Annotated in this window: 17 protein-coding genes; 10 read left to right on the top strand and 7 right to left on the bottom strand. The window is 69.1% G+C overall.

Annotation, left to right across the window (positions count from 1 at the left end; genetic code table 11):
• The first annotated feature begins 131 nt into the window (after positions 1-131).
• The 6 genes from P6281_RS10800 to P6281_RS10775 all read left to right on the top strand — a co-directional run bounded on the left by P6281_RS10800 (position 132) and on the right by P6281_RS10775 (position 7,025).
• On the top strand, positions 132-1,454 hold the full coding sequence (locus P6281_RS10800; RefSeq protein WP_008255910.1) for a PucR family transcriptional regulator: 1,323 nt from the start codon (positions 132-134) through the stop codon (positions 1,452-1,454).
• 143 nt (positions 1,455-1,597) lie between these two features.
• On the top strand, positions 1,598-2,506 hold the full coding sequence (locus P6281_RS10795; RefSeq protein ID WP_008255909.1) for an ACP S-malonyltransferase: 909 nt from the start codon (positions 1,598-1,600) through the stop codon (positions 2,504-2,506).
• Positions 2,507-2,581: 75 nt separating this feature from the next.
• Positions 2,582-2,929, top strand: a complete 348-nt coding sequence (gene acpM, locus P6281_RS10790) for a meromycolate extension acyl carrier protein AcpM (RefSeq protein ID WP_008255908.1) — start codon at positions 2,582-2,584, stop codon at positions 2,927-2,929.
• Positions 2,926-4,176, top strand: a complete 1,251-nt coding sequence (gene kasA, locus P6281_RS10785) for a 3-oxoacyl-ACP synthase KasA (RefSeq protein WP_008255907.1) — start codon at positions 2,926-2,928, stop codon at positions 4,174-4,176. The genes acpM and kasA overlap by 4 nt, the downstream gene beginning before the upstream one ends.
• 135 nt (positions 4,177-4,311) lie before the next feature.
• Positions 4,312-5,571 carry a 3-oxoacyl-ACP synthase KasB gene (kasB, locus tag P6281_RS10780; protein WP_008255906.1) on the top strand — a complete coding sequence of 420 codons (1,260 nt, stop codon included), beginning with the start codon at positions 4,312-4,314 and terminating at the stop codon, positions 5,569-5,571.
• A gap of 32 nt (positions 5,572-5,603) precedes the next feature.
• Positions 5,604-7,025, top strand: a complete 1,422-nt coding sequence (locus P6281_RS10775) for an acyl-CoA carboxylase subunit beta (RefSeq protein WP_008255905.1) — start codon at positions 5,604-5,606, stop codon at positions 7,023-7,025.
• Positions 7,026-7,087: 62 nt separating this feature from the next.
• On the opposite strand, the gene P6281_RS10770 is transcribed toward P6281_RS10775, so the two are convergent.
• Positions 7,088-8,650, bottom strand: a complete 1,563-nt coding sequence (locus P6281_RS10770; RefSeq protein WP_014941773.1) for an FAD-dependent monooxygenase — start codon at positions 8,648-8,650, stop codon at positions 7,088-7,090.
• 100 nt (positions 8,651-8,750) lie between these two features.
• Between P6281_RS10770 and P6281_RS10765 the strand changes: the two genes are divergently transcribed.
• Positions 8,751-9,182: a nucleoside deaminase gene (locus tag P6281_RS10765; RefSeq protein WP_008255903.1), complete on the top strand. Its 432-nt coding sequence runs from the start codon at positions 8,751-8,753 to the stop codon at positions 9,180-9,182.
• Here the strand turns inward: P6281_RS10765 and P6281_RS10760 are convergent.
• Together P6281_RS10760 and P6281_RS10755 are read right to left on the bottom strand one after the other, a co-directional pair.
• Complete coding sequence (locus tag P6281_RS10760) at positions 9,179-10,720, bottom strand: glycerol-3-phosphate dehydrogenase/oxidase (protein ID WP_043954758.1); 1,542 nt, start codon at positions 10,718-10,720, stop codon at positions 9,179-9,181. The two genes, P6281_RS10765 and P6281_RS10760, sit on opposite strands and share 4 nt — an antisense overlap.
• Positions 10,717-11,283, bottom strand: a complete 567-nt coding sequence (locus tag P6281_RS10755; RefSeq protein WP_324738876.1) for a TetR/AcrR family transcriptional regulator — start codon at positions 11,281-11,283, stop codon at positions 10,717-10,719. The genes P6281_RS10760 and P6281_RS10755 overlap by 4 nt, the downstream gene beginning before the upstream one ends.
• 47 nt (positions 11,284-11,330) lie before the next feature.
• Here P6281_RS10755 and P6281_RS10750 point away from each other — a divergent pair, with 47 nt between their 5' ends.
• Positions 11,331-12,911 (top strand): FAD-binding oxidoreductase, encoded by a 1,581-nt coding sequence (locus tag P6281_RS10750; protein ID WP_085978370.1) that lies wholly within the window; start codon positions 11,331-11,333, stop codon positions 12,909-12,911.
• Positions 12,908-13,828, top strand: a complete 921-nt coding sequence (locus P6281_RS10745; RefSeq protein WP_014379915.1) for a diacylglycerol kinase — start codon at positions 12,908-12,910, stop codon at positions 13,826-13,828. Before P6281_RS10750 ends, P6281_RS10745 begins: the two co-directional genes overlap by 4 nt.
• Before the next feature lie 13 nt (positions 13,829-13,841).
• Here the strand turns inward: P6281_RS10745 and P6281_RS10740 are convergent, their stop codons facing one another.
• Positions 13,842-14,135, bottom strand: coding sequence for a hypothetical protein (locus tag P6281_RS10740; protein WP_009957848.1), 294 nt, complete (start codon positions 14,133-14,135; stop codon positions 13,842-13,844).
• Positions 14,136-14,302: 167 nt separating this feature from the next.
• On the opposite strand from P6281_RS10740, the gene P6281_RS10735 reads away from it, so the two are divergent.
• Positions 14,303-14,788 (top strand): nitroreductase family deazaflavin-dependent oxidoreductase, encoded by a 486-nt coding sequence (locus P6281_RS10735; RefSeq protein WP_009957846.1) that lies wholly within the window; start codon positions 14,303-14,305, stop codon positions 14,786-14,788.
• A 96-nt stretch (positions 14,789-14,884) separates the two neighbouring features.
• Here P6281_RS10735 and P6281_RS10730 read toward each other — a convergent pair whose 3' ends face one another.
• From P6281_RS10730 to P6281_RS10720, 3 genes are all read right to left on the bottom strand, one after another.
• A complete protein-coding gene (locus tag P6281_RS10730; protein ID WP_008255895.1) occupies positions 14,885-15,397 on the bottom strand; it encodes a DUF3145 domain-containing protein in 513 nt (170 codons plus the stop codon).
• 152 nt (positions 15,398-15,549) lie between these two features.
• Positions 15,550-16,368 (bottom strand): serine hydrolase domain-containing protein, encoded by an 819-nt coding sequence (locus P6281_RS10725; RefSeq protein ID WP_008255893.1) that lies wholly within the window; start codon positions 16,366-16,368, stop codon positions 15,550-15,552.
• Positions 16,368-17,426 carry a class I SAM-dependent methyltransferase gene (locus tag P6281_RS10720; RefSeq protein WP_008255885.1) on the bottom strand — a complete coding sequence of 353 codons (1,059 nt, stop codon included), beginning with the start codon at positions 17,424-17,426 and terminating at the stop codon, positions 16,368-16,370. The genes P6281_RS10725 and P6281_RS10720 overlap by 1 nt, the downstream gene beginning before the upstream one ends.
• Between the last annotated feature and the right edge of the window lie 52 nt (positions 17,427-17,478).

The following is a 17,478-nucleotide window of genomic DNA, read 5'->3' as shown; positions in this document are numbered from 1 at the left end:
CCGGCCGCCACTCGCCGAGCGTGCGGCCAGCCGCACATTGAGTGCCGAACGTGCGGCCAGCCGCACGTTCGAGCACGGCGCCACGCGCCTCTTTGGCGGAAACTTCCAGAAAAATCGCGTACGTTTTAGGGGTGAGTGACAATCCCTTCGCCGGCCCGTTCGCCAAGCACCCCCGGTCGCCGCTGGAAACGCTGGATTCGGTGCCCGACTCCGTGCTGCGCCGGCTCAAGCAGTACTCCGGGCGGCTGGCCACCGAGGCGGTCAACGCCATGCAGGACCGGTTGCCGTTCTTCGCCGAGCTGGAGGCGTCCCAGCGGGCCAGCGTCGCGCTGGTGGTGCAGACGGCGGTCGTGAACTTCGTCGAATGGATGCAAGACCCACACAGCAACGTCAGCTACACCGCGCAGGCCTTCGAGCTGGTGCCCCAGGAGCTGCAGCGCCGGATCGCGTTGCGCCACAGCGTCGACATGGTCCGCGTCACCATGGACATCTTCGAGGAGGTCGTCCCGCTGCTGGCCCGCTCCGAGGAGCAGCTGACCGCGCTGACCGTGGGCATCCTGAAGTACACCCGCGACCTGGCGTTCACCGCGGCGGGGGCGTACGCCGACGCGGCCGAGGCGCGCGGCACCTGGGACAGCCGGATGGAGGCCAGCGTGGTCGACGCGGTGGTCCGCGGCGACACCGGCCCGGAACTGCTGTCCCGCGCGGCCGCCCTGAACTGGGACACCACCGAGCCCGCGACGGTGGTGGTCGGAACCCCGGCGCCCGGGCGCGACGGGTCGACCGGCCCCGGCGACAGTGAGCGCGCGAGCCAGCACGTCCGCGACATCGCCGCGCAACACGGCCGCGCGGCCCTCACCGACGTGCACGGCACCTGGCTGGTCGCCATCGTGTCCGGGCAATTGTCGCCGACCGACAAGTTCCTCGGGGAGCTGCTGGCCGCGTTCGCCGACGGCCCCGTGGTCGTCGGGCCGACGGCGCCCATGCTGACCGCGGCCTACCACAGCGCCAGCGAGGCGATATCCGGGATGAACGCCGTCGGTGGCTGGCGCGGGGCGCCGCGTCCCGTGCTGGCGCGCGAGCTCCTGCCGGAACGGGCCCTGATGGGCGACGCGTCGGCGATCGTGGCGCTGCACACCGACGTGATGGGGCCGCTGGCCGACGCCGGCCCGACGCTCATCGAAACTCTTGACGCTTACTTAGATTGTGGCGGCGCGATTGAAGCCTGTGCCAGAAAGTTGTTCGTTCATCCAAACACGGTGCGCTACCGACTCAAGCGGATCACCGACTTCACCGGGCGCGATCCCATGCAGCCGCGTGACGCATATGTCCTGCGAGTGGCGGCGACGGTGGGCCAGCTCAACTATCCGACGCATCCCGCCAGCGCCGCCAACAACGCCATGCCCGTCGTTCCGCTGCCGGTCAAAGGGGCTGCGGTGGGCCAGATCGGGTGATAGTGACCCAGGCGACAGGTCGCGGGACGATATCAAACCCGTAGCTTACGGAGCCGTTTTGTAGAGTGTACACAAAAACCTAAGACGAGGTTCATAATCTGTTACACCCGCCAAAACCGTTTCCACAGTGTTCTCTTAAACACGTGATTGCATTGCTTGCGCCCGGACAGGGTTCGCAGACCGAGGGGATGCTCTCGCCGTGGCTGGAGCTCGCCGGCGCCGCCGACCAGTTGGCGCTGTGGTCCAAGGCCAGCGGCCTCGACCTCGTGCGCCTGGGCACCACCGCATCGACCGACGAGATCACCGACACCGCGGTCACCCAGCCACTGGTCGTCGCGGCCACGCTGCTCGCACACCAGGAACTGACCAAGCGCGGCCTGCTCGCCGGTGAAGACCTGGTCGTGGCCGGTCACTCCGTCGGTGAGATCGCCGCCTACGCGATCGCCGGCGTGATGGCCGCGGACGACGCCGTCGCCCTGGCCGCCACCCGGGGCGCCGAGATGGCCAAGGCGTGCGCCGTCGAGCCCACCGGCATGTCCGCGGTGCTCGGCGGTGACGAGGCCGAGGTCCTCGCCCGCCTCGAGCAGCTCGACCTGTTCCCCGCCAACCGCAACGCCGCCGGGCAGATCGTCGCCGCCGGCTCGCTGGACGCGCTGGAGAAGCTCGCCGAAGACCCGCCGGCCAAGGCCCGCGTGCGCGCGCTGGGGGTGGCCGGTGCGTTCCACACCAAGTACATGGCGTCGGCGCTCGACGGTTATGCCGCCGCGGCCGCCGCCGTCCAGACGTCCGAGCCCACCGCGACGCTGCTGTCGAACCGTGACGGCAAGCCCGTCGCCTCGGCCGCCGCGGCGATGGAGGCGTTGGTCGCCCAGCTGACCCGGCCGGTGCGCTGGGACCTGTGCACCGCGACGCTGCGCGAGCTGGAAGTCGGTGCGGCCGTGGAGTTCCCGCCCGCGGGCACGCTCACCGGTATCGCCAAACGAGAACTTCGGGGAGTTACGGCTCGCGCCGTCAAGTCGCCCGCAGACCTGGACGCTTTGGCCGAGCTCTAAGTCGGCCGTATCCAGTACAACCACATAGCACGTCAGTTCGACTATCTCACAACACATTACGAAGGGAAGCACGCTGTGGCTGTCAGCCAGGAAGAAATCATCGCCGGTATCGCCGAGATCATCGAAGAGGTCACCGGTATCGAGCCCTCCGAGGTCACCCCGGAGAAGTCCTTCGTCGACGACCTGGACATCGACTCGCTGTCGATGGTCGAGATCGCCGTGCAGACCGAGGACAAGTACGGCGTCAAGATCCCGGACGAGGACCTCGCCGGTCTGCGTACCGTCGGTGACGTCGTCTCCTACATCCAGAAGCTCGAGGAAGAGAACCCCGAGGCTGCCGAGGCGCTGCGCGCCAAGCTGGAGACCGAGAACCCCGACGCGGTCGCCAACGTCAAGGCAAGGCTGGAAGCGGACACCAAGTGAGTAAGCCTTCCACTGCTAACGGCGGTTACCCCAGCGTTGTGGTAACCGCCGTCACGGCGACGACGTCGATCGCGCCGGACGTCGAGAGCACGTGGAAGGGTTTGTTGGCCGGCGAAAGCGGCATCCACGTCCTCGAAGACGACTACATCACCAAGTGGGACCTGCCCGTCCGGATCGGTGGACACCTCAAGGAGCCCATCGACGAGCAGATGAGCAGGCTCGACATGCGACGTATGTCGTACGTCCAACGGCTGGCCAAGCTGCTCAGCACCCAGCTGTGGGAGAGCGCCGGCAACCCGGAGCTCGATCCCGACCGGTTCTCGGTCGTGGTCGGCACCGGCCTCGGTGGCGCCGAAAGGATCGTGGAGAGCTACGACCTGATGAACGAGGGCGGCCCCCGCAAGGTGTCGCCGCTGGCCGTCCAGATGATCATGCCCAACGGCGCCGCCGCCGTGGTGGGCCTGCAGCTCGGCGCCCGCGCCGGGGTGATCACCCCGGTGTCGGCGTGTTCGTCGGGCTCCGAAGCGATCGCCCACGCCTGGCGTCAGATCGTCATGGGTGACGCGGACGTCGCCGTGTGCGGTGGCGTCGAGGGCCCCATCGAGGCGCTGCCGATCGCGGCGTTTTCGATGATGCGGGCCATGTCGACTCGCAACGATGAGCCCGAGCGCGCATCGCGGCCGTTCGACAAGGACCGCGACGGCTTCGTGTTCGGCGAGGCCGGTGCGCTGATGCTCATCGAGACCGAGGAGCACGCCAAGGCCCGCGGCGCCAAGCCGCTGGCCCGGTTGATGGGTGCCGGCATCACCTCGGACGCGTTCCACATGGTGGCCCCGGCGGCCGACGGTGTGCGTGCGGGTCGGGCGATGACGCGGTCGCTCGAGCTGGCGGGGTTGTCCCCCAAGGACGTTGACCACGTCAACGCGCACGGGACCGCCACGCCGATCGGTGACACCGCGGAGGCCAACGCCATCCGCGTCGCCGGTTGCCAGCAGGCGGCGGTCTACGCGCCGAAGTCGGCGCTGGGCCACTCGATCGGTGCGGTCGGGGCGCTGGAGTCGGTGCTCACGGTGCTGAGCCTGCGCGACGGCGTCATTCCACCCACCCTCAATTACGAAACCCCCGACCCCGAGATCGACCTGGATGTTGTTGCGGGCGAACCTCGCTACGGCGATTTCCGTTACGCGATCAACAACTCGTTCGGCTTCGGTGGCCACAACGTGGCACTCGCCTTCGGGCGTTACTAGAGCTGGCGTCCGGCGACGACGCGGGCCGCAAACGGCCCGAGGAGGAGCCGGACACCACGGAAGGTGGCGACCCGCGTCCCGGCCCCGCCGGGTTCGCGGTCACCACTTAGCAGGAAAGGAACGTTCGCAAGACCCATGACAGAGCTGGTTACCGGGAAGACCCTCCCGAACGTGGTCGTCACTGGCGTTGCCATGACGACCGCACTGGCGACTGACGCCGAGACCACCTGGAAGCTGTTGCTGGACAGCCAAAGTGGTATCCGCAAACTCGAGGACCCGTTCGTCGAGGAGTTTGACCTGCCGGTACGCATCGGCGGTCATCTGTTAGAGGAATTCGACAGCCAGCTGACCCGCGTCGAGCTGCGCCGGTCGGGCTACCTGCAACGGATGTCGACGATCTTGGGCCGGCGGGTCTGGGAGAACGCCGGCTCGCCCGAGGTCGACAGCGACCGCTTGCTGGTGTCGATCGGTACCGGTTTGGGCTCGTCGGAAGAGATGGTCTTCAGCTACGACGACATGCGCGCTCGTGGCATGAAGGCGGTCTCCCCCCTCGGTGTGCAGAAGTACATGCCCAACGGCGCGTCGGCGGCGGTGGGTCTGGAACGGCACGCCAAGGCCGGGGTCCTCACGCCCATATCGGCGTGCGCGTCGGGCTCCGAGGGCATCGCCCAGGCGTGGCGCAACATCGTCTTCGGCGAAGCCGACATCGCGATCTGTGGTGGGGTCGAAACGAAGATCGAAGCGGTGCCGATTGCGGCGTTCGCCCAGATGCGGATCGTGATGTCGACCAAGAACGACGACCCCGTCGGCGCGTGCCGCCCGTTCGACCGCGACCGGACCGGCTTCGTGTTCGGCGAGGCCGGCGCCCTGATGGTGATCGAGACCGAGGAGCACGCCAAGGCCCGGGGGGCCAACATCTTGGCCCGCATCATGGGGGCGAGCATCACCTCCGACGGCTACCACATGGTGGCCCCCGACCCCAACGGCGAACGCGCCGGGCACGCCATGACCCGCGCCATCCAGCTCGCCGGGCTCTCCCCCAGCGACATCCACCACGTCAACGCCCACGCCACCGGCACCTCGGTCGGCGACGTCGCCGAGGGCAGGGCCATCAACAACGCCCTGGGCCCCCACGGCGGCAACGCCGCCGTCTACGCCCCCAAGGCCGCCCTGGGCCACTCCGTGGGCGCCGTCGGCGCCGTCGAATCGATCCTGACCGTGCTCGCGCTGCGCGACCAGGTCGTGCCGCCCACGCTGAACCTGGAAAACCTCGACCCCGAGATCGACCTGGACGTGGTGGCCGGCAAACCCCGCCCCGGCAACTACGAGTACGCAATCAATAACTCGTTCGGCTTCGGCGGACACAACGTGGCCATCGCCTTCGGGCGGTACTAGACCGAGCAACACCGGAATATCAGGAGACTGCGATGACTATCACGGCCCCCGAGGCGGTCGGCGAGTCGCTCGACCCCCGCGACCCGCTGTTGCGCTTGAGCAATTTCTTCGACGACGACAGCGTCGAACTCCTGCACGAGCGTGACCGCTCCGGCGTGCTTGCCGCCGCCGGGACCGTGAACGGTGTGCGCACCATCGCGTTCTGCACCGACGGCACCGTGATGGGCGGCGCCATGGGCATCGAGGGCTGCACGCACATCGTCGACGCCTACGACACCGCCATCGAGGAGCAGAGCCCGATCGTGGGCATCTGGCACTCCGGTGGCGCCCGGCTGGCCGAAGGTGTGAAGGCGCTGCACGCGGTGGGCCTGGTGTTCGAGGCGATGATCCGCGCCTCGGGCTACGTCCCGCAGATCTCGGTGGTCGTCGGCTTCGCGGCCGGCGGCGCCGCCTACGGGCCGGCGCTGACCGACGTCGTCGTGATGGCGCCTGAGAGCCGGGTGTTCGTCACGGGCCCGGACGTGGTGCGCAGCGTCACCGGCGAGGACGTTGACATGGCCTCGCTCGGTGGCCCCGAGACCCACCACAAGAAGTCCGGGGTGTGCCACATCGTCGCCGACGACGAGCTCGACGCCTACGAGCGCGGCCGCCGGCTGGTCGGATTGTTCTGCCAGCAGGGCCATTTCGACCGCACCAAGGCCGAGGCCGGTGACACCGACATCCACGCGCTGCTGCCAGAGTCGGCGCGGCGGGCCTACGACGTGCGCCCGATCGTGACCGCGATCCTCGACGACGAGACGCCGTTCGACGAGTTCCAGGCCAACTGGGCGCCGTCGATGGTGATCGGGCTGGGCCGGCTGTCGGGCCGCACGGTCGGCGTGCTGGCCAACAACCCGCTGCGCCTCGGCGGCTGCCTGAACTCCGAAAGCGCCGAGAAGGCAGCGCGTTTCGTGCGTCTGTGCGACGCGTTCGGCATTCCGCTGGTGGTGGTCGTCGACGTGCCGGGTTATCTGCCCGGTGTCGACCAGGAGTGGGGCGGCGTGGTGCGCCGCGGCGCCAAGCTGCTGCACGCGTTCGGCGAGTGCACGGTTCCGCGCGTCACGCTGGTCACCCGAAAGACCTACGGCGGGGCCTACATTGCGATGAACTCCCGCTCGCTCAACGCGACCAAGGTGTACGCCTGGCCGGACGCCGAGGTCGCGGTGATGGGCGCCAAGGCCGCCGTGGGCATTCTGCACAAGAAGAAGCTGGCCGCCGCGCCCGAGCACGAGCGCGAGGCGTTGCACGACGAGCTGGCCGCCGAGCACGAGCGGATCGCCGGGGGCGTGGACAGCGCCATCGAGATCGGCGTGGTCGACGAGAAGATCGACCCGTCGCACACCCGCAGCAAGCTCACCGAGGCGCTGGCGCAGGCGCCCGCGCGCCGCGGCCGCCACAAGAACATCCCGCTGTAAGGCACCTACTTACCGCGGACGTAACGCCACGGCGAAAAATCGCGACAGAAGTCGCCGCCACGTTACGTCCGCGGCCGGCCCAGGATCGTCGAGAGCGCCCGGCGCAGTTCGCCCTCGGGATCGGCCGGCAGCGTCTCCGCGCGCAAGCCGACGAATCCGTCCGGGCGGACCAACAGCGCCCCGTCCGGCGCGAGCCCGGTGATCGTCGCCCACTCGTGGCTGTCGATGCGATGCGTGGCCAGCGACACCGAAGCCGCTGCCGCGCACCATCGCTCGTCTGTTGCCAGCACGGTGAACCCGGGGCCCAGCAGATCGAGCGTCGACACCCCGTCGCGCACCCACACGTGCGGGACCCGGGTGCCCGGTTGCCCTCGCAGCTCGTCCACCAGTGAGACGGTGCCCGGACCCGCCGGGGCCGGCGCGCCGGAAATGACTGCAGCCGAGTGGTATTGGTAGCCCGCCAGCAAGGCGAACATCGGCGCCTCCTCGTCCGGCTGCAATTGGGGTCGGTCGTCGTCCAGCCTGATCAGCGCCAGCGTCGGACCGGTCAAGGACTGGCGCGCGTTGAACCGCCCGACCGGGTGCCGCTCGGCGTGATACGTGCTCAGCAGCGCGGGATCGGCCACGCCGTTCACCACGGCTGCGAGCTTCCAGGCCAGGTTGTCCGCGCTCTGGATCGCGGTGTTGGCGCCCCCGGCCTTGAACGGCGGCATGGTGTGGGCGGCGTCGCCGACGAAAAATACTCGCCCACAGGCGAATTGGTCGGCAACCCGCTCGTACGGTTGCCACGGTGCAATTTCGATGACGTCGATGTCGATTCGCTCGCCGATCGCCTTGGTGAGCAGCTCGACGCAGCGCTCAGCGGTGAATTGCTCGGCCGTTTCCCCCTCGCCCGGCAGGTATGTGGTGATGAACATGCCGAGGTCGCCCTGCGCCACCAGAAAGATCCCGTCCACGTCGGGGTTCTTGACCTGCACGCCGTCCCCATCGCCCAAAGCCGGAACGAACCGTCGCCACGGTGCCTTGAAGTAGACGAAAACGACGAAGATCGGTAGCGCGCCGTATCCCGACGTGGTCACGCCGAGCGCCTCGCGGATCGGGCTGTGCACACCGTCGGCGGCGACGACGTACTGGGCCCGCACCGTCTCGGTACTTCGCGAATCGCGCTCGCGCACAACTACCGTCACGCCGGCGTCGTCCTGTTCCAGCGACACCAGCTCCGTTCCGTAGCGGACCTCGCTTCCTCGCCGGCGGGTGTCGGCCAGCAGCATCGGCTCCAGCTTGCTCTGCGGACAATACTGCGCGGGGGGTTCCGGGCTGAGTCCCACGAAGGGCGCGAAGATGGCGTCGACGTCGATGGCGGGCGCTTGGTCCACGCTGTTCAGCGTCGGCTTGACCACCATGCCGGAAACCCCATCGGCGACCGCGTGCACCTGATCGCTCAACCCCAGACCGCGCAGAATCTCCAGGCTGCGAAAGCTCAGGTTGCGGGCTTTCGGATAGATGAAGACTTCGCGACGCTTCTCGATCAGCATCGACCGGACCCCATACTTGGCCAGCAGCGCGGAGGTGGCGAGCCCGGCCGCGCCGGCACCGACGATGAGCACGGGAACCCGCGACGCCATCTCGGCCCCTTCCGATGCGACGGATCCCAAGTATCGAGATCGCCTATCCCTGCGCTGGAGCGTAGTGGAGGATGAACGCGTGAGCCTCTCAGCACCGGCAATGCTGGACGTCGCGTTCGAGGAAGCGCGGTCCGGGCTGGCCGAGGGCGGCATCCCCATCGGCGCCGCCCTGTTCACCGCCGACGGCGTCCTGCTCGGGCGCGGCCGCAATCGCCGTGTGCAACAAGGTGATCCGTCGTTGCACGCCGAGGTCGACGCGTTTCGCGCCGCGGGCAGACAGCGCGACTACCGCTCCACGGTGATGGTGACGACGCTGTCGCCGTGCTGGTATTGCAGCGGCCTGGTGCGCCAGTTCAACATCGGCGCGCTGGTGGTGGGCGAATCCCGCACGTTCACCGGCGGGCACGAATGGCTGGCGCAGCACGGCGTGACGGTCACCGTGGTCGATGACCCGCGCTGCACACAAATGATGTCCGCCTTCATCGCCGAGCACCCCGAGCTGTGGCACGAGGACATCGGGCGGGCGCCCTAACCGAACCGCGCCAGAAACTCCTCGGCCACCGCGACGGCCCGCTCCCGATCGCGCGACACCAGGCCGATCCTCGTCCGCCGGTCGAGGAGGTCGGAGACGTCCAGCGCGCCCTCGTGGGTGATCGCGTACTCGAATTCGGCTCGGGTGACGTCGATTCCCTCGACGGCCGGCTCGCTCGGCCGCTCGCAGGCGGCGCTGGCGACGACCTTGGCGGCCTCGGCGCCGTAGCGCGACACCAGCGACTCGGGTAGCCCGACATCCGGCGCCGCGATGATCCCCGGGTTGGCCGGCGCCCCGATCAGCGGCAGGTTGCGGGTCTGGCATTTCGCGGCGCGCAGTCGCCGCACCCGGACGGCGCGATCCAGCACATCCTGTGCCATGTACCGGTATTCGGTCAGCTTGCCGCCGATCACGCTGATCACCCCGGACGCCGACTCGACGACGGCGTGCTCGCGGGAGACGTCGGCGGTGCGGCCCTCGCCGGTGTCGATCAGCGGCCGCAGCCCGGCGTAGGCACCGATCACGTCGGTGGCGGTGAGGCCCGTCCCCAACGCGGTGTTCACCGTGTCGAGCAGGAACGTGATCTCGTCGACCGATGGCTCGGGCACATCCGGGATCGGGCCGGGCGCCGCCTCGTCGGTCAGGCCCAGGTAGACCCGGCCCAGCTGCTCGGGCATGGCGAAGACGAAGCGGTTGAGCTCGCCCGGAATCGGAATCGTCAGCGCCGCAGTCGGATTGCCGAACGTGGCGGCGTCGAACACCAGGTGCGTCCCGCGGCTGGGCCGCAACTTCAACGAGCCGTCGATCTCGCCCGCCCACACCCCGGCCGCGTTGACGACGGCGCGAGCCGAGACGTCGAAGGACTCGCCCGTGCGCGCATCGGTCAACCGCACCGAGGTGCCGGTGGCCCGTGACGCCGACACATGGGTTAGAATCCGGGCGCCGTGCTGCGCCGCGGTGCGCGCGACGGCGGTGACCAGCCGGGCGTCGTCGATCAATTGCCCGTCGTAGGCCAACAACCCACCGTCGAGGCCGTCGCGCCGCACGGTGGGAGCCATTTCCACGACGCGGCGCGCCGAAATCCGGCGCGACCGAGGCAAAGTCGAGGCCGGCGTGCCCGCCAGCGCCCGCAAAAGGTCACCGGCCAGGAACCCACCCCGCACCAGCACCCGCTTGCCCGGGCTCATCGACGGCAACAGCGGCACCAGCTGCGGCATCGCCCGAACGAGGTGGGGCGCGTTGCGGGTCATCAGGATTCCGCGCTCGATGGCGCTGCGGCGGGCGATGCCCACGTTGCCGGTCGCCAGGTAGCGCAGGCCGCCGTGGACGAGTTTGGAACTCCAGCGGCTGGTGCCGAACGCCAGGTCGTGCTTTTCCACCAGCGCGACGCGCAGCCCGCGCGCCGCGGCGTCCAGCGCGATCCCTGCGCCGGTGATGCCGCCGCCGATCACCACGACGTCCAGCGGCTCGCCCTCGGCGAGCGCGGTCAGGTCGGCGGCGCGCCGCGCGGCGTTCAAGGCGGTGGGGTCAGGAATCACGACAGGTATCCGTTCAGCGAGTGGGCCAGCTCGGCGGCCAGCGCGTCGGCGTCGAGCATCGGTGCGACGATGCGCGCCGACTGGATGGTCGACTGCGCGATCAGCAACACCATGGTGGCCATCTGGACCGGATCGCCGCTCCGGACGCTGCCGTGGCGCTGGGCGACTCGCAGGCGGGCGGCCAGGGCGTCGATCAACATGCGCTGGCTGGTCCCGAGGCGCTCGGTGATGTAGGTGGTCGCGAGCTCCGAGTGCAGGACCGACATCACCAGCGGGTCCTGGCGCAGCAGGTCGGCCATCGTAACGATCTGTCGCACAAGCGATTCCCGGTCGTCGCCGAGCAGCGGCGCGTCGCTCATCACCTCGGTGACGTGCCGGGTCAAGAGCGCCGCGACGACCGAGTGGGTGTCCGGCCAGCGCCGGTACACCGTCGGCCTGCTGACTCCCGCGCGTCGGGCAATCTCGGCGAGGGTCACCCGGTCCACGCCGAAGTCGACCACACAACTGGCGGCCGCCGCGAGGATCCGCTCCCCGACATCCAGCTCGTTACGGATTGACAACATATGTAATACTGTAACGCATGACGCATCCCGAGGGGCTCCTGCCGCCCATGAAATGGAACGCGTGGGGAGATCCCGCCGCGGCCAAGCCCCTCTCGGAAGGGATCCGGTCGTTGCTGCAGCAGGCTGTGGGGGTCGAGGGGTCCCCCGCGGCCGAACTGCAACCCGACCAGGTGGAGCTGCGGCCGTCGGCGTTGTCGCCGATCGACCGGGAGGCGCTGGCCGCCATCGTCGGCGCCGACTACTGCCGCACGGCGGACTCCGACCGGTTGCTGCACGCGGGCGGCAAGTCCACCGTCGACCTGCTCAACCGCAAACAACGCGGGCCGCAGGACGCGCCCGACGCCGTGTTGCTGCCCGCCGACGAGGACGCCGTCGCCGCGATCCTGCGCCACTGCAGCGAGCACCGCATCGCCGTCGTGCCCTTCGGCGGGGGCACCAGCGTGGTCGGCGGGCTGGACCCGCATCGCGCCCAGTTCGGCGCCGTCGTCTCGCTCGACCTCCGTCGCCTCGATCGGCTGATCTCGCTCGACGAGGTGTCCGGCCAGGCCGTCTTGGAGGCGGGCGTCACCGGGCCCGTCGCCGAAAAACTCCTTGGCGCACACGGCTTTTCGCTCGGCCATTTCCCGCAGAGCTTCGAGTACGCCACCATCGGCGGCTTCGCCGCGACCCGCTCGTCCGGGCAGGACTCGGCGGGCTACGGCCGGTTCAACGACATGGTGCGCGGACTGCGGGTGATCACCCCGGTGGGCACCCTGGACCTGGGCCGCGCACCGGAATCGGCCGCGGGCCCCGATCTGCGTCAGCTGCTGATCGGCTCGGAAGGAACCCTGGGCGTCATCACCCGGGTGCGGCTGCGGGTCCACCGCGCCCCGGCGGCCGTGCGCTACGAGGCCTGGTCGTTCCCCGATTTCGAGACCGGCGCCGCCGCCCTGCGGGCCGTCGCCCAAAATGCCACCGGCCCCACCGTCGTTCGGCTTTCCGACGAGGCCGAGACGGGCGTCAACCTGGCCACCACCGAGGCTATCGGCGAATCCCAGATCACCGGCGGATGCCTGGCCATCACCATGTTCGAGGGCACCGAGGAGCACGTCGAGAGCCGGCACGCCGAAACCAGCGCGCTGCTCGCGGCCCGCGGCGGAACCTCGCTGGGCGAGGGGCCCGCGCGGGCGTGGGAGCGCGGCCGGTTCGGCGCGCCCTACCTGCGCGACTCGCTGCTCGCGGCCGGTGCGCTGTGCGAGACGCTGGAGACCGCCACCGACTGGTCGAACGTCACCGCCCTGAAAACCGCTGTCACCCAGGCACTCACCGAATCCCTCGCCGAAACCGGCACCCCGGCGCTGGTGATGTGTCACATTTCGCACGTCTACGCATGCGGCGCCTCGTTGTACTTCACCGTCGTCGCGGGCCAGCGCGGCAACCCGATCGAACAATGGAAGACCGCGAAAAGGGCGGCGTCGGATGCGATCATGGCCACCGGCGGGACCATCACCCACCACCACGCGGTCGGCGCCGATCACCGGCCGTGGATGCGCGACGAGATCGGCGAGTTGGGAGTGCAGGTGTTGCGCGCGGTCAAGGCGACCCTGGATCCGGCCGGAATCCTCAATCCCGGCAAGCTGATTCCGTGACTCCGCTGCGCCGGCGCGAGGTCGGCAAGGTGATCGCGCTGACCAACCCGATCTCGGGGCACGGCACCGCCGTGCGCGCCGCGCAGGTCGCGATCGCCCGGCTGCACAAGCGGGGGGTGGAGGTCGTCGAGATCATCGGCGACGACGCCGACGACGCGCGGCACCTGGTCGGCGCGGCGCTGGACAAGGGCGCCGACGCGGTCATGGTGACCGGCGGCGACGGCGTCGTCTCCAACGCGCTGCAGGTGTTGGCGGGCACCGACATTCCCGTCGGCATCGTTCCCGCGGGAACCGGCAACGACCATGCCCGCGCATTCGGCATCCCCACCCAGGACCCCGAGGCGGCCGCGGACCTCGTCGTCGACGGCTGGACCGAAACCATTGACCTGGGCCGGATTACGGACAGCGAAGGGGTGAGCAAGTGGTTCGGCACCGTGGCGGCCACGGGCTTCGATTCGCTGGTCACCGATCGCGCCAACCGGATGCGCTGGCCGCACGGTCGGCTGCGCTACTACCTCGCGATGCTCGCCGAGCTGTCGCAGTTGCGGCTCTTACCCTTTCGCTTGGTGCTCGACGGCACCACGGAGATCGACGCCGACATCACGCTGGCCGCGTTCGGCAACACCCGCAGCTACGGCGGCGGCATGCGGATCTGTCCCGCCGCCGATTACACCGACGGCCTGCTCGACATCACCATGGTGCACTCGGCATCCCGCACCAAGCTGGTCCGCCTGTTCCCCACCGTGATGAAGGGCACGCACGTCGACCTCGACGAGGTGAGCACCGCGCGCGCCCGATCGATCCACGTCGAGTGCCCCGGCATCAACGTCTACGCCGACGGCGACTTCGCGTGCGCGCTGCCGGCCGAGATCTCCGTGGTGCCAGGCGCTCTGCAGATTTTGCGCCCGGCCCGGTAGCCATGCGCACCGTTCACCGCAGGTTGCCGATTTCGTTACGGACGTCATCGAGGTAATCGTCGTAAGCGGCGATGACGTCGTCGAGGTCCAGTTGCGGTGGTAGATCGTCGGGGCGCTGACGCACCGTCAGATAGGCCATGGTCGCGGCGATGACGCGCGCTTCGTCGGCCTCGGGTCCGGCAATCCGCGCGACGACCTCGGGCGTAGCCCGCACCCGGATGGTCACACGTTCCTCGTCCTGGCCGACACGCACGAGGTAATCGTGATCACCGAGCGCTTCGATTACGGGGGTTTCGATATCTTTCATGGCCGCTTCTTACTTCCCGGATGGCTCGTCGCCTGTTTTCCGCCATGGCTGACTGACCCATAGCGTTGCCGTCCCGATGTGTGCACCTGCACAAAGTCTATTTTAACGATTATAATCCTTTAAAAGAAGACCTGCCGAGCGCGCGACCCGAACAAGGAACAGAAACAATGTGGCGTTGGCCGGCTAACACTCGCAGGGTCGACGCCAAGCGGCCCCCCGTCCTCATTTCGGTTCTGGCTCCGCGACTCCTGAAATGGGTTTCCAAGGCGAACGTGGCTATTTATCGCGCCACCGACGGCCGCCTTGCCGGCCACGAGTTGGGACTCGCACTGTGCCTGTTGACCACGACCGGCCGCAAGAGCGGGTTATCCCGCACCACTCCACTGATATTCATGGCCGACGACGCGCGACTGGTCCTGGTGGCGTCACAGGGCGGTCTGCCCACACACCCAATGTGGTTTCTGAACCTCCGCGCCAACCCCGATGTGCGCGTCCAGATCCGAGCGCAGACTCGCAGCATGCGTGCCCGCGTCGCCGACGAGACGGAACGCACACAACTGTGGCCGCGACTCACCGCGCACAACCCGCGGTGGGCCAGATACCAATCCTGGACCGACCGGGTGATTCCGGTGGTGATCTGCGAACCGACCTAGCCGTCCGCGGGTTCCGTAGTCGGCCCGGCCTTTTCGCTAGACCGGTCAGCGCCGTTCACTCGGCGCGAAGGCTCTTGCGTCCCACCGCCGGGAAAACTAACCGACCCCCCGGCTCAGCCAGCTCACCTCGCCGCCGTCGCCGCCGTCGCGATACGCCTCGAGCGCCTCGTCCCAGGCCGTTCCCAGCACGGAATCCAGTTCGGCGGCCAGGGTGTCGGCGCCCTGGGCCATCATCGCCCGCAGCCGCATCTCCCCGACCATGACGTCGCCGTTGGCGCTCATCGCCCCGCTCCACAGGCCGAGCTGCGGGGTGTGGCTGAACCGATGGCCGTCGACTCCGGGGCTGGGGTCCTCGGTGACCTCGAACCGCAGCACGGACCAGGAGCGCAGCGCGTTGGCCAACTTGGCGCCGGTGCCGACGGGACCGACCCAGTTGGTGACCGCGCGCAGTTGACCGGGCATCGCCGGCTGGGGCGTCCAGTTCAGGTTCGCCTTGGCGCCCAGGGTCGACGACAGCGCCCACTCGACATGCGGGCACACCGCCGCCGGCGAAGCGTGCACGTACACCACGCCAGTCGTCACGTCGGCGAATTGATTCGACGCTCGCATTTCCTGCTCCTTCGGTTCCACCAGGGACGTCTTCCCCAACGACCTGTGGACCCGGCAAGCAGGGCAGCTTGCGCGAAATCTTCGATTATTTGTGTGTCGTGCGTGTCTATTGTGCCTTGTGATACCCGTGTTGCGCTAGTGTGCAGTCCGAATTAGCTGTACTCGGCTATCACGGCATCGGAAATCTCCGGCCACGGCCGCAGCGCCCACTCCCCGAATTCGCGGTCCGTCAGCACCACCAACGCGAGCTCGATTTCCGGATCCGCCCAGATAAACCCGCCCGCCTGGCCGAAATGGCCGTACGTTCGCGCCGAGTTCCGCGCGCCCGTCCAGTGCGGCGATTTCGCGTCCCGAAGCTCGAATCCGAGCCCCCAGTCGTTGGGCCGCTGCACCCCGTATCCGGGCAGCACGCCGTCCAGGCCGGGAAACTGCACGGTCGTGGCCTCGGCGTGCAGGCCTGCCGAGACCGTCACCGGGCGCAGCAGGTCCCCGGCGAACGCGGCCAGGTCCGCCACGGTCGACGTCGCGCCGAACCCGGCGGCCACCGCGCCCCCCTCGAGGCGGGTCGCCGCCATGCCCAGCGGCTCGCACACCGCCTCGGCCAGGTAGCGGGCGAAGTCGATGCCGGTCTCGCGTTCGACGGTCTGGCCCAGCACGGTGAAGCCCTGGTTGGAGTAAATGCGGCGGGCACCGGGCGCGGCCAGCACCTTCTCGGAGTGCATCGACAGGCCCGAGGTGTGCGCCAGCAGGTGGCGGACCGTGGAACCGGGCGGGCCGGCGGGCGTGTCGAGGTCGACGGCGCCCTCCTCGAGGGCGACGTGCACGGCCCGGGCCGCCAGCGGCTTGGTCACCGAGGCCAGCTCGAACACCCGCCCGGGGTCGCCGTGGCCGGCCAGCACGCCGCCCGGCCCGACGACGGCGGCGGCCGCGGCCCCGACCGGCCAGTCGGCCAGCACGTCGAGGGGCGCCATCACTTTCGGGCGATGTAGTAGTTGTTGATCGGGTCCGCCTCGATCCCGGCGACCCGCACGTCGTCGAACCCGGCGTCGCCGAGCATCGCGACGGCCAGCTGCGTTCCCCAGGCGGTGCCCAGCCCGGCGCCGTCGAGCGCGAGCGACACCGTCATGCAGTGCATCAGCGACGTCGTGTACAGGTAGGTGCTCATCGGCACGCCGACGTTCTCCTCCAGCCGGCTCGACGCCTTGATGTCGGCCATCAGCAGGACGCCCCCGGGCCGCAGCGCCCGGTAGATGTTCTCGAGCACCCGCGCCGGCCGGGCCTGATCGTGAATGGCGTCGAACACCGTGATGACGTCGTAGGCCTCGGGCTTGTCCAACTCGGACAGATCGTGGCTTTCGAACGTGGCATTCGTCAGGCCACGGTCGGCGGCCTCGCGGATGCCGGTGGCGATGGCCTGCTCGGAGAAGTCGATGCCGGTGAAGCGGCTCGCCGGAAACGCCTGTGCCATCACGTTGACGGCGTGGCCGCTGCCGCAGCCGAAGTCGGCCACGTCGGCGCCGGCGCGCAGCCGCTCGACGAGGCCGTCCACCAACGGCAGCACGACGTCGACGAGCGAGGCGTCGTACATCGCGCCGCTCTCCTCGGCCATCAGCTGGTGGAAGCGCGGGAATTCGCTGTAGGGCAGGCCGCCGCCCGCGCGGAAGCAGCCGATGATCTTCTGTTCGACCTCGCCGAGCAGCGGCAGGAATTGGGCCACCACGGCGAGGTTTTGGGGCCCGGCGGCGCGGGTCAGCACGCCGGCGCGGTGGGCGGGCAGCGAGTAGGTGGCGGTGTCGGCGTCGTATTCCACCACGCGCCCGGTGGTCATGCCGCCCAGCCACTCGCGGACGTAGCGCTCGTCGAGCCCGGCGGCGTCGGCGATCTGGGCGCTGGTGGATGGCGGCAGGCCGGCCATGGTGTCCAGCAGGCCGGTCTGGTGCCCGATGCTCAACAGGATTGTGAGGCTGGCGCCGTCGAGGGTCGCGGCGATGCGTTCGGTGAATTCTTCGGTGGTTTCCCTGGCCGTCACGCCCTGCGACGCTACACCGGCCCGATGGGTGGACGGCCCGCCGCGAGATGTA

Source organism: Mycobacterium sp. 5-140-3-2 (assembly GCF_035666375.1).
Lineage (GTDB): Bacteria > Actinomycetota > Actinomycetes > Mycobacteriales > Mycobacteriaceae > Mycobacterium > Mycobacterium intracellulare.
Note: the sequence above shows the minus strand (reverse complement) of the source record. Positions and strands in the feature narration are given on the sequence as shown.